The 12,512-nt window shown below is 69.8% G+C and carries 9 protein-coding genes; 4 read left to right on the forward strand and 5 right to left on the reverse strand.

Annotation, left to right across the window (positions count from 1 at the left end):
* Window positions 1-90 precede the first annotated feature (90 nt).
* Window positions 91-1,071: a helix-turn-helix domain-containing protein gene (locus ACLBX9_RS27470; RefSeq protein ID WP_447721098.1), complete on the forward strand. Its 981-nt coding sequence runs from the start codon at window positions 91-93 to the stop codon at window positions 1,069-1,071.
* Between the two features lie 71 nt (window positions 1,072-1,142).
* Here ACLBX9_RS27470 and ACLBX9_RS27475 read toward each other — a convergent pair whose 3' ends face one another.
* Window positions 1,143-2,531, reverse strand: coding sequence for a deoxyribodipyrimidine photo-lyase (locus ACLBX9_RS27475; RefSeq protein WP_447721099.1), 1,389 nt, complete (start codon window positions 2,529-2,531; stop codon window positions 1,143-1,145).
* Window positions 2,532-3,072: 541 nt separating this feature from the next.
* Between ACLBX9_RS27475 and ACLBX9_RS27480 the strand changes: the two genes are divergently transcribed.
* Together ACLBX9_RS27480 and ACLBX9_RS27485 are read left to right on the forward strand one after the other, a co-directional pair.
* A complete protein-coding gene (locus ACLBX9_RS27480) occupies window positions 3,073-4,188 on the forward strand; it encodes a hypothetical protein (protein WP_447721100.1) in 1,116 nt (371 codons plus the stop codon).
* Between the two features lie 363 nt (window positions 4,189-4,551).
* Window positions 4,552-6,501, forward strand: a complete 1,950-nt coding sequence (locus ACLBX9_RS27485; RefSeq protein ID WP_010685320.1) for a putative bifunctional diguanylate cyclase/phosphodiesterase — start codon at window positions 4,552-4,554, stop codon at window positions 6,499-6,501.
* A gap of 46 nt (window positions 6,502-6,547) precedes the next feature.
* Here the strand turns inward: ACLBX9_RS27485 and ACLBX9_RS27490 are convergent, their stop codons facing one another.
* Both ACLBX9_RS27490 and ACLBX9_RS27495 read right to left on the reverse strand, forming a co-directional pair.
* A complete protein-coding gene (locus ACLBX9_RS27490) occupies window positions 6,548-7,960 on the reverse strand; it encodes a phosphatase PAP2 family protein (RefSeq protein ID WP_447721101.1) in 1,413 nt (470 codons plus the stop codon).
* 83 nt (window positions 7,961-8,043) lie between these two features.
* Window positions 8,044-9,183, reverse strand: a complete 1,140-nt coding sequence (locus ACLBX9_RS27495) for a TRAP transporter substrate-binding protein (RefSeq protein WP_447721105.1) — start codon at window positions 9,181-9,183, stop codon at window positions 8,044-8,046.
* A 140-nt stretch (window positions 9,184-9,323) separates the two neighbouring features.
* Between ACLBX9_RS27495 and ACLBX9_RS27500 the strand changes: the two genes are divergently transcribed.
* On the forward strand, window positions 9,324-9,890 hold the full coding sequence (locus tag ACLBX9_RS27500) for a tyrosine phosphatase family protein (RefSeq protein WP_447721102.1): 567 nt from the start codon (window positions 9,324-9,326) through the stop codon (window positions 9,888-9,890).
* A 226-nt stretch (window positions 9,891-10,116) separates the two neighbouring features.
* On the opposite strand, the gene ACLBX9_RS27505 is transcribed toward ACLBX9_RS27500, so the two are convergent.
* Together ACLBX9_RS27505 and ACLBX9_RS27510 are read right to left on the reverse strand one after the other, a co-directional pair.
* Window positions 10,117-11,253, reverse strand: a complete 1,137-nt coding sequence (locus tag ACLBX9_RS27505) for a branched-chain amino acid ABC transporter substrate-binding protein (RefSeq protein ID WP_010685316.1) — start codon at window positions 11,251-11,253, stop codon at window positions 10,117-10,119.
* A 143-nt stretch (window positions 11,254-11,396) separates the two neighbouring features.
* Window positions 11,397-12,512: polysaccharide biosynthesis/export family protein (locus ACLBX9_RS27510; protein ID WP_447721103.1), on the reverse strand; the 1,116-nt coding region annotated here is incomplete at its 5' end.

The raw sequence follows: 12,512 nt of genomic DNA on the forward strand, positions 1-12,512 counted from the left end.
GAGCGGGCGCCCGGGGCAGCCCTTGATCACGCGGCCGTGAGCAACAGCGCGGTTGCCGATCGCGGTGAACGGGTCCATAGGCCCGGCACGATGAAGACGATCTTCTCAACAGCTGAAGTTCAGTCGAAGGAGCGCTTCCGGAAATGGCGCGAGATCTGCGAAGATCGGCTCGTTCCGATGGCGCAGAACTGTCTGTCCGACGAGCCCTTCGATGCAACGATTGAGGGCGCGAGCGTCGGAAACCTCGCGTTCACGAAATTTTCCCTGCGCAATCTCAGAGCCGCAACGACACCACAAACTCTCCGACACGAGAACAACAAAACGGATTTCTTGTTCATGAGCATCGTGCTCCACGGCACGGTCAGAGCGAGTCAGTACGATCAATCAACGACGGACAACGCTGGGGATTTCTCAGTCCGCGATACGAACACCCCCTGGACGATCGAGCACAACGGATACAGCGAAGTTCTGGCCATCCAGATCCCGCGGCAGCGGCTGGAGGGCATGTTGGGCTCGACCCGCCGGTTCGCCGGCCTGACCGTGGGCGGCAGCCTGCCGACCACGACGCTCACCTGGTCGTTCCTGCGGAACCTGCTGAGCGTCGGCGATCGGCTGGTGCCGGAGGCGGCGGAGCGCATGGCATCGACGGGAATCGACCTCGTCGCCGCGAGCCTCGCCGAGCGGATGGCGATGGAACCGCCGAAGGCTCTGCACGGGACGCTGATCGTCCAACGGGCCAGGGCTTATGTCGCGGCCCATTTCGGCGACCCCGCCCTCGGTCCGGCGGAAGTCGCGGCCGCGGTGGGCGTATCGCTGCGTCACCTCCAGGCGCTGTTTCGCGAGGACGGGCACAACATCGCCGCCTGGATCTGGCAGCTGCGGCTCGAGAAGGCCGCGCAGCGCCTGTCCGATCCGGCCTGCCTCCATCTCCAGCTCGGCGAAGTGGCGTACCGATGCGGCTTCGCCGATCAAGCGCACTTCTCCCGCCGCTTCCGCGACCGCTACGCCATGAGCCCCCGCGCCTACCGCCACACCGCCGCTCTCTCCCGGGCTGCCGGGCTGCAGACCTGACGCGACCAAGCGTCGGACAGGCCGGTGCCGGGCGGCGGGCCACAGACCGGGTCGGACCCGGGGCACGATCCTCACCCCTCCGCCGCGCAGAGCCTCTCCACCGCCTGCACGTACGACTTGGCGTCGAACTTCTTCAGCGAGTTCTCGCTCTGATAGCGCACCGTGCCGAAGACCGGGCGGTTCTGCCAGGGGCGGTCGTGCAGCCCGTACACCCAGGCGACGTTGGTGAAGGAATTTGGATCGCGCCCGTCGAGGAAGTAGCGGTTGTTGAGCCGGAGCGTGCGGGCGAAGCCCTCCTCGGGCGAGGGGGACCATTCGAGGATCTTCTTGCCCCAGTACATCCGCAGCTGGTTGTGCATGTAGCCGGTCTCGCGCATCTCGCGCATCGCCGCGTTCCAGTAGCGGTCGTGGGTCTCGCCGGCCGCCAGTTGCGCCTCCGAATAGGCGTGGGGACGCTTGTCCTTGGCGTGCTCGGCCAAGGTCTTGCGCGCCCAGTCCGGGACGGCCGTCTCGTAATCGTCGTAGCCCTCCGTGTAGAAGACGTGGTTCATGGCGAGTTCGCGCCGGACGATCAGCTCCTCCAGATAGGCGCTCCGGTCGTCGTCATCGCCGGCCTTGTCCGCCCGCACCGCGAGGGCAATCTCCACCGGCGAGATCTGCCCGAAATGCAGGTAGGGGCTCATGTGCGAGGCGGCGGCGGCCTCCGGCCTGTTCCGCCCGGCGCCGTAGCCGGAAAAGCCGTCTTTCAGGAACGCCTTCAGCCGCTTGCGGGCCTGCGTCTCGCCGCCGACGAAACGCTTCACCGGCCCTACCGCCCGGTCGAGCGTCATCCCGGCCAGGACCGCATCCGGATCGGAGACGTCGACCGCGCTCTTCAGCCCGAGACCGGAGGCGGCGCGCTTCGGCTTGCGCGGCTTCAGCTCCGCGACGAACGGGTCCCAGAGCCGGTTCAGCTTCGGCCGCAGGGTCCGCGCGGCGAACTCGTGCTTCTTCGAGGCCGTCTCCACCGGCACGACCACGTCGCCCTCGACCTGGACGATCCGGGTCTTCACCGCGCCGGCGATCTCCCGGTACCAGGCCTTCTGGATGGCGAGGTAGCCGCGGTCGAGCACGAGGAGCGCCGCGTCCTTGGCGAGGTCGATGGCGATCCGCGCGGGCGAGGTCTTGCGCATGACGAAGCCGACCCCACGCTTCTCCAGGCCGGCCTTCGCATCCGCGAGCCCCTGGAGCAGGAAGGCGTAATGCCGGGCATTGGCCTCGGGGAAGCCGTTGGCGCCGTCGAGCAGGCCGAAGCAGGCGACCACCGGCAGGTTCAGGCGGTTCGCTTCCTCGATGGCGAATTCGAGGGCCGGGTTGAACGTGGACCGGTTGGCCTGCTGGAGCAGATACAGGACATAGGCCCCGTCGCCGCGGGGCTCGACGTCGTTGAGAACCCGGATCCGCTCACCCTGGATCGCCATGCTCACCCTGATCCTTGCTTTGCGCGACGCGCCGGAAACTTGGCCGGAGAGCTAGAGCGGGCAGCGAATTCGTCTCTCCGCGCCGCCACCCCGCGACGACGCAGTCGAACCGCCGATACGCGGCCGGGATCAACCCAGCAAAGTCGCGTTTCATCAGGGACTTACGCGGAGATCGACAGCTTCCCGTCATAGAAATTCAGATTTCAGCCCCCGATCGCAGGCTGCGACATTTTCAACACACGCGCGTCTCGACTCGTGCGCGGACGCACAAAAGGACAGGCCTGCTGTCCTGATGGCCTTGTAATTTTTTCCCGAGAGCGCAGATTGTGCAGCGCGGGATGGCGATGGCGTCGTCCTCCCGCTGCCCTTCTTGGGCGTTTCCTCCCTAGACTTCGGGCCGCTCCTTCGGGAGTGGCCTTTTTTCTGTCCGGATGCCGCCGCTTGGCCTCTGTCACCGGAGCCTCGCCTCCCGGGCTGGATCCGCTCGGCCTTCGGCGCCATGCTGGCCGCGAGCGCCGGCACAGGCGCGGGAGGACACGCCATGAGGATCGCCACCGCGCTGTCGGCGCTCGCCTGCCTGCTCGCCCTCGCGGGCCCCGCGCCGGCGGCGGATCCGCCACGGTTCCGGGTCGATGCCGCCTGGCCGAAGCCATTGCCCAACGACTGGATCATGGGCCAGGCCGCGGGCGTCGCCGTGGACGCCCAGGACCATGTCTGGGTGATCCAGCGGCCCCGCACGCTTACCGACGACGAGAAGGCCGCGAGCCTCGATCCGCCCCGGACCAAGTGCTGCAAGCCGGCCCCGCCGGTCCTTGAGTTCGACCCGGACGGCACCCTGCTGCGGAGCTGGGGCGGCCCCGGCGAAGGCTACGACTGGCCGACCAACGAGCACGGCATCCAGATCGACGGCAAAGGTTTCGTCTGGATCGCCGGCAACGGCGATCAGGACGGGCAGCTCCTGAAGTTCACGCCGGACGGCAAGTTCGTCCTTCAGATCGGCAAGTCCGGCCCGCAGACGGACAGCCGCGACACCAGCCGCTTGGGCAAGCCGGCCAACGTCGATTTCGACATGGCCGCCAACGAAGTCTATGTCGCGGACGGCTACTACAATCACCGCATCGTCGTGTTCGACCGCGACACCGGGGCGTTCAAGCGGATGTGGGGCGCCTACGGGACGCCCCCCACCGACGACAAGCTCGGCCCCTACGATCCGGCGGCGGCGCCGGCCCGGCAATTCGCCAACCCGGTCCACTGCGTGCGCATCGCCAAGGACGGGCTGGTCTACGTCTGCGACCGCACCAACGACCGTATCCAGGTCTTCCACAAGGACGGGAGCTACGTGACCGAATTCTTCGTGGAGAAGAACACCCGGGCCAACGGCTCGGTCTGGGAGCTGGCCCTGTGGCCCGACGCGAACCAGACCTATCTGCTCAACGCGGACGGGGCGAACAACGAGATCCGTACCCTCTCGCGCGCCACCGGCGCGGTGGTCGGAGCGTTCGGCCGGAACGGGCGCATGGCGGGCCAGTTCCACTGGGTGCATAACCTCGCCGTCGACTCGAAGGGCAACGTGTTCACCACCGAGGTCGATACCGGCAAGCGGGCGCAGAAGTTCGTGCCGGTGGGCGACGTCGGGCTACCCAACCGATTGCCGTGACGGGCCGGGCGGAGCCGCTCAGGCGGGCTTCCGGATAGACCTGAAACCCGACGGGCCTCTGAACCCGCCGGGACCCCGCTCAGGATCGGCATCGTCCACGCGCTGGCCGTGCGCCGTTGCAAGTACGCCGGCATTCGTCGCACTGCCGGTCAGTCGTTCGATCGGATTGGGACGGGAGGCGCGCCGGAAGATCTTCCCGGCAGTCGAGATCTTGATCGCGATGACAGCGGAGCAGGCGCGGAAGGCCGCATTGGACCATCCAGGGAGCTTCCGGGGCGTGTGACCGGATCGCGGAATACGGAGATCGCAAGCCGTCCTTAACAAACTCACGTCAGGATTGCATCGACTGGATAGATACAGCCGATGATCCGAACGCGTCCTCCGAGCCCGAAGCCGACCGGCACGCCGACGGGATCCGCCGACAGTCTCACGTCCGTCCGCCAGCTTGTGGAGTTGAAGAAGCAGGTTCCCACGCTCTACGGCCTGCTGGTCGTCAATGCCTGCGCGCTCGCCGCGACCCATGCGGCCCTGGCGCCTTGGTTCCTGACCCTCGGAATACCCGGCGCGCTCATTGTCCTCTGCCTCGTGCGGGCGGCACGGTGGTGGAGCTTGCGCCCGGAGACGTTCAGCGAGGCGCAGGCCGGCCGTATGCTGGTGAGGACGACCATCCTGACCGGCCTGTTCTCGGCGGCCTTCGTCGGCTGGGCGACGACCCTCACCCTATACGGCGGCCCCTACGAGCAGGGTCACGTGGCGATCTTCGTGGCCATCACGGTGATCGCCTGCATCTTCTGCCTGACGCATCTGCCGATCGCGGCCCTGCTGGTGACCGGCATCGTCATGAGCGTCTTCCTGTTCTGCTGCGTCACCAGCCAGAACCGCGTGTTCCTGGCGATTGCCGTCAACACCGCCTTCGTGACCGCCGTGATGGTGCGCACCCTCAACAACAACTACCGCGCATTCGTTCAGTTGATCGCCTCGCAGGCCGAGGCGAGCCGCCTGTCGGAGGAGAACGCTCGCCTCGCCCACACGGACAGCCTCACCGGGCTACCCAACCGGCGCTACTTCTTCCAGAAGCTCGACGCGCTGATCCAGACCTCGGCGCAGGACGATGCCCGGTTCGCCCTGGCGATCTTCGACCTCGACCGCTTCAAGCCGATCAACGACACCTACGGGCACATCATCGGGGATCGCGTGCTGGCCGCGACCGGTCGACGCCTCGCTGCGTTCGCGAGCGACGACGTGATCGTCACACGGCTGGGCGGTGACGAATTCGGCGTGCTCGTCCGGTCTCCCGGGCCGCCCGAGGAGATCATCGCCTTCTGCGACGCCATCTGCGCGGCCATGCAGAAGCCGATCCGATTCGGCAACATCCAGGTCGTCACGGGGTGCTCCGGCGGTCTCGCGAAGTATCCGCGAGCCGGGCGCGAGGCCGATGCGCTGTTCGACCGGGCCGACTACGCGCTCTACCACTCGAAGGAACATCGTCGCGGCAAGACGACCCTGTTCTCACAGGAGCACGAGGACGCCATCCGGGCGGAGCGGGCCGTCGAGGCCGCCCTCCGCGCGGCCGACCTCGCCGCCGAGATGGAGATGCATTACCAGCCGATCCTCGATACGCGATCGGGCGAGATCGTTCTGGTGGAGGGTCTCGCGCGCTGGACCAGCCCGACGCTCGGCCGCGTCCCACCGGACCGGTTCGTGGCCGCTGCGGAGCGGTGCGGCATCATCCATAGGGTGACGCTCCTGCTCCTGGGCAAGGCGCTCGTCGACAGCGCGCGGCTGCCGCCCGGCATCGGCCTGTCCTTCAACCTCTCGGCCCACGATCTGGCCTCGCCCGAGACCGTGGTCGCGATCCTCGCCGCGGTGCGCAAGAGCGGCATCGATCCCAAGCGGCTGACGCTCGAACTCACCGAGACCGCGCTGATGCGGGACTTCGATCAGGCCAAGGCGGCGATCACCACCCTGCGCGCCCTGGGGATCCAGATCGCGCTCGACGATTTCGGCACGGGCTATTCGAGCCTGGGGTACGTCCACAGCCTGCCTCTGGACAAGATCAAGATCGACCGCAGCTTCATGGCCGACATCGAGACCGATATCGGCCGCAGCCTCGTCTCGACGATCTTGAACCTGTGCCAGAATCTCGGCCTCGACGGGATCGCCGAGGGCATCGAGACCGAGGAGCAGCTGGAGGCGGCGCGACGGCTGGGCTGCCGATACGTCCAGGGCTACCTTCTGAGCAGGCCGATGCCGATCGCCGACCTGCTCCCGAAGCTGCAGGTCGGGCGCGTTCCGGAGCGCCTGAGCGCCTGATACCTCGTCCGGCCGAACGGAACGGCGTGATGCCTGTGCGCCACCCTCAGCGCGTGGCGGTGGCTCCCGCCCGGCTCGCTGCCAGGGCCGCGGCCTTGCCGCCGGCGGTGTAGAGGTCGAGCCGCGCGTAGATCCCGAAGGCCGAGCCGTCGTCGAGGAAGCCGCCGCCGGGACCGAGGGTCTCGGTCAGGATGGCGTTCGCCTCGTCGAGCGTGAGCGCCGGAAACGCGGCGGTCAGCAGGTTGCCCGCCTCCGGCGCGAGCGCGCCGACATCCGGCCGGCCGTCGGCGGTCTTCGCGTGCACCACCGGCAGGCCGTACGTCTGGGTCGACGCGTAGAAGGCCGCGTTGGCGGCCGGGTCCTTGAACCGGCCCGTATCCTTGGCCGCACAGGACGCCACCGTGTCGCCGCAGCCGGCCGCGAGCGCCTCGCCCATCGCCGCGCGGGCGGCCCGCAGGAGGGCCCGGTAATCCGTCACGCCCACGCTCTTGTCGGCCTCGGCCGCGGCCTTGTCGAGCACCGCCGGGTTCGTGCGGATCTGGCCGACATAGGCCGGGTCGTTGGCCAGCAGATGCGCCAGGGCGTGCAGCGAGGTCGCCCGCCCGCCCAGCACGTCCATGGCGTAGTGCGCCCCGACGATGATCCGGTCGTTGCCGTACTCGGCGGCCCGGGCGACCATCTGCTGGTAGCGCTCGGGGACGAGGAGCGCGAGCAGCATCGACTCGGTGTAGCCGTAGGTGGTGTGCCCGCTCGGATAGGACGGGCTGTTCATGAGATCCTGCTTGGGCCCGCGCAGCCAGTCGAGGCTGTGCGAGGCGTCGCCGAAGAAGTCGGCACCGCGATAGGCCTGGAGGTGCGGCAGGGTCTGGAACGGCCGCGCGTCGCCGAAGGCGTCCGAGCCCGGGCTGCCCGCCAGCCGTCCGTAGGCTCGGCCGAACACATCGGTCACGGCCCCGTCGCCGAGGATGGCAGCGGCCTCAGGCGAGACCGGGTGCTTGCCGTTGGTGGTGGCGTTGGCGAAGAAGTACTTGCCGGAATTCGAATCCGACTTGGTGACGTTGTTGGTGTAGCCGATCAGGTCGGCGATCGCCGGCGCGACGCTGGTGAAAGTCTTGTAGTCGCTGTAGCTCGCCTTGGCCTGGTAGGCGGCGGCGAGCGCGGTCCCGAGGCCGTCCGCGAGCCCGCTGGCGTTGCCGTCGGTGATGAAGCAGTCCCGCAGCGCCAGCTGCTGCTGCTCGGGGAACGGCAGCAGGTTCGGCTGCTTCTGGGCGCCGGACTGGATGTCGCCGGTCACCCGCAGGTTGGCGTCGAGGGCCGCCCGCCCCTCGGGCGTACCCGGAAGGCGCGCCACCGGCGCCAGCCCGCGCAGGGCGGTGAGGTTGGCCGGCGATTGCGCGAGCGCCGGAAGGGGCAGCGCGGCCCCGAGCAGCGCCAGCCCGATTCTCAACATCCCGTCCATGCGGCCCTCCCCTCCCCGTCGCGCCAGGACCCAGGCCTGATGCGCGCGTGCAGCGAAGCGCTACCACTTCGGCGAAGCGCGCTCTATCCCCGCGCCCGGGCGCGGATCATGAAGTTGTCGTAGGTGTATTCCGCGACCTGGAACCAGAGGTATTCCTCGTTGCGGAAGGTGCGCATCGCCTCGTAGACGCGGCGGAAATCGGCGTTCTTGGCGGCGATCTCGCCGTAGACGTCGTTGGCGTTCTTGAGGGCGGCCTCCATCACCTCCTGGGGGAAGGGGCGAAGCTGCGCGCCGCCGGCGACCAGCCGGCGCAGGGCCTGGGGGTTGCGGGCGTCATACTTGGCCTGCACCTCCGCGCCGACCTGGGCGGCCGCGGCGCGCAGGATGGCCTGATAGGACTTCGGCAGGGCCTTCCACTTCTCGGCGTTGAACCAGAAGTGCAGCATGGCACCGCCCTCCCAGAAGCCGGGATAATGGTAGACCGGCGCGACCTTCTGCAGCCCGAGCCGCTCGTCGTCGTAGGGGCCGATCCACTCGGCGGCGTCGATCTTCTTGGTCTCCAGCGCCTGATAGATCTCCGGGCCCGTCACGGTCTGCGGCTGGACGCCGAACTTGGCGAGCACCTGCCCGCCCATGCCGCCGATCCGGAACTTGAGGCCCTGCAGATCGGCGAGGGTCTTGATCTCGCGCCGGAACCAGCCGCCCATCTGCGCGCCCGTGTTGCCGCCCGGCAGGCAGACGAGGCCCGCCTTCGCGAAGACCTCGGCGAACAGCTCCGCGGCGCCCCCCGCCTGCCACCACGCCGCGGCGCCCCGCGCGTTGAGGCCGAACGGGATCGCGGTGGCGAGCGCGAAGGTCGGATCCTTGGCCATGCCGAGGGTGGCCGGGCCGTGGCCCATCTCGACCGTGCCGGCCGCCACCGCGGTGAGCAGATCCTCCGCCGGCACCGGCTCGCCGGGGCCCTGGACCTGGATCTGGAACCGCCCGTCGGTGGCCTCGGCCACCAGCCGGCTGAGGGCCTCGGGCGCGCCGAACAGGATGTCGAGGGTCTTGGCGTAGGCCGATGACAGGCGCCAGCGCAGCTCGGGGGCGTTCTCCGCACGCGCCGGGGCGGCGAGAGGCCCGGCGACGGCCGCGGCCGCGCCGAGGCCCGCGGTGAGCAGGGTCCGGCGTCGCGGCCCGGTCGTGGAGGGAGGCGTGATAGGAGTGTCGTCCAACGGCATCTCGTCCGAGCGTGTCCGGTCTGTCCGGCGCGGGATCGCGGCCGCAGGTAGCATGTCCGCGCCGGTTCTCGAAAGCCGCGGGCGGCGGAGCGGTTCCGTGCCGCCTCGAAACCGGCCCCGGCCCGTGCTAGGCGCCCGGCATGCACCCTGAACCCGCCGTCACCCTGCACACCGTCTGCGGCCTGGAGGAGCTGGCGGGCCACGGAGCGAGCGGCGTGAGTCACGTGCTGTCGCTGCTCGATCCCGGCACGCCGGAGCCGGAGGCGTTCGCCGCCTACGGCACCCACGCCCGCACCACGCTCCGCTTCCACGACTGCCTCGGACCAGGCGACGGCCTCGTGCCGCCCGAGCCGGAGCACGTGGCGACGATCCTCGCCTTCGGCCGCGACCTCGGCGGCGCCGGCCATCTCCTGGTCCATTGCCATTACGGCCTGTCGCGCTCGACGGCGGCGCTGCTGATGCTGTTCGCGCAGGCCGAGCCGGAGATGCCGGCCGACGGCCTCGTCGCGCGCCTCCACGCCCTGCGCGAACCGGCCTGGCCGAACGCCCGGATGATCGGCTTCGCGGACGCGATGCTCGGACGGCAGGGGCGGCTCAGCGAGGCGGTGCGGCAGCTCCACGCGCTGCAGCTGCGGGTCCGGCCGCACCTCGCCGAACTGCTGCGCGGGCTGGGGCGTGGGGCGGAGGTGGACGCCGCGGAGGCCTGACGGCGCCGCCGCCTGCGACACGGCACCAGGTCGATCCCTGATCCCGAGGGACCGGAACGCGGAGCCGACCCGACGTGCGTTCACGGAATCGCGGCACCGGCCGCACGGCCCCGGCGCGACCTCGCTGTCGCGGGTGCCCCCGGGACGCAGTCCGTCGTGATCCATGCGGCTCGGACAGCCGCGGGCGGTTCGCCCGGGCACGGACCCAGCGCAGGGCTGACCGCCCTCACTTCCCGGCGGGCGTGAAGCTCCCGTCCTTCCACACATACAGCACGTAGCCCTGTGCGGTGACGTCGCCCTTGGTGTCGAAGCCCACCGTGCCGAGCACGAGGTCGAACCGCTCGGTGTGGAGGGCCTGGGCGATCGGCCGGGGCTCGACCGAATGGGCGAAGTTGCCGGCGGCGACCAGCGCCTGCATGGCCGCGTAGCCGTAGATCGTCGAGCCGGTGGGATCGACGCCCTCGGCCTTGAAGGCCTTCACCACGGCCGCGGCGGCCGGCTGCCGGCTCGGGTCGAGGTAGAAGGTCATCAGCACGCCGTTGCTCGCCGGTCCGGCGATCTTGGCGAAGTCCGAGGTGGCGATGGCCGAGGTTCCGAACCATTGCGGCCGGAAACCCCGATCGGCGGCGATCCTGACGAGCCGGCCCATCTCGGTGGCGTCGCCGCCGTAATAGACCACCTCGATCCCCGCGCCCTTCAGGCGGTCGACCAGGGCGGTGTCGTCGGCATCGCTCGGGGAGAACGATAGCGACAGCGCCTCGTTCACGCCGATGCGGTTCAGGTTGTCCTTCGTGGCGGCGGCGAGCGCGCGGGCGGCCGGCGTCTGGTCCTGGAGCAGTGCGATCTTGCGGTCGCGGAACCGCTCGGCGAGGACCGCGGCCGACAGCCGGGCCTGATCGTCGTCGCGCCCGCAGACGCGGAAGACGGTCGGCAGTCCCCGGTCGGTGAGCCGCGCCGCCACCGACGCCGCCGTGATCATCACGACGCCGTTCTGGGCGTAGATATCGGAGGCGGCAATCGAGGCGTTCGAGCAGACGTGGCCCACGACGAGGCGCACGTCGGATCGCACGAAGTGGTTGGCCACGGCCGTCGCGGTGTTGGAGTCGCAGGCATCGTCCTGGACGTCCAGCGTGACGGGCTGCCCGTCGAGGCCCCCCATGGCGTTGGCATCCCGGGCGGCCGCCTCGACCCCGCGGAGCACCTGCTCGCCCACGGCGACGTAGGGCCCGGAGCGCGGCACCGCCACGCCGATCGTCACGTCGGCTGCTGCCGGGACAGCCCACAGGAGCGCGACGCACAGGCTCAGGGGGACCAGCGCGGGCCGGAACGGCCCGGCTGCGGGGACGACGCGTCCGATCTTCATCGGGCTCTTCTAGGCATCCTAACGCGCTGCGGCCACGGGGTGCGGCTCCGTAGCCGCAGGTCCGCACCGCACATAACGCCCATACGCGAGGATGCGGCGAAACGCGATTTTTTTCCGGCGCCGATCCGCGCGCCGTCCCGCCGTTATTTCGCGTAGGCGTAGGCGGTGGCCGCGGAGGCGACCGGGCCGGTGATGCCGCTGAAGGCGGCGAGCACCTTCGACACCTCGGTGAACGGCGCGTTCGACACGTAGACGAGGTCGCGGTTGCGCATGCGGAACGCCTGGCTGACGAACAGGCTGTTGGGGTCGCGCATGTCGATCCGGTAGACCACCGGCACCAGCGGCGTGCCCAGGAGCTTCGAGCCCGGGTTCAGCCGGCGCACCACGCTGGCCGGCTCGAACCGGAAGATGAACGTGCCCGCCGGGTCGGCGGCGAAGTCCGACAGCCCGCGCGCCTTGGCCAGCGCCTGCGCCAGGGTGATCCCGTCGGCCTGGAACGGCAGCTCGGTGCTGTTGCCCAGCGCGCCCACCGCGATGAAGGTCTGCGGGTCGCGCACCAGGGTCAGCACGTCGTTGGGCCGCAGGTAGATGTTCTCACGCGGGTTCGACACCACCGTGGTCAGCGGCACCGTGGCGGTGACCGGCCCGCGCGAGAGCCGCACGAAGGTCTCGTTGACCGGCGCGCGGTTGCCGCCCGCGGAGGCGATGACGTCGAGGATGCGGTCGCCGTGGCCCGACAGCGGCAGGCGGGCGCCGGCCGCGCCCTCGCCGGTGACGGTGACCGCCTGGCTGATCGGGCGGGTGACCGAGACCAGCACCTGCGGCTGGATGGCCTTGCCGGCGAGCTCGTTCTCGATGAGCGCCTGCACGTCCTGGGTGCGGCGGCCGGCGACCTTGATGCGGCCGGCATAGGGCACCGAGATGGCGCCGTCGCGCCCGACCGGCTGCTCGGGGATGAGCGCGGACTTCGAGCCGGCGGAGAAGCGGTCGGCGACCAGCGGTCCGGAGAACAGGCCGCCGGAGCCGGCTTCCCAGACGGAGACGGAGACCATGTCGCCGATGCCGATCACCGGCTCGGAGGACGGGCGGTGGTCGCCGAAGGAGGCGAGCAGGCTGTCCAGCGGCCGGCCGCGCAGGGCCTCGACGACGCTCGGGGTGACGTCGATGATCTCGTAGCGCGCCAGAAGACCGCCATCCGCCGTCGCCACCTCGGCGCCGGCCTGGATCATGCTCGCCGTCGGTCCCGCCGCGGGCAGGTA

The organism is Methylobacterium sp. A49B (genome assembly GCF_053346215.1).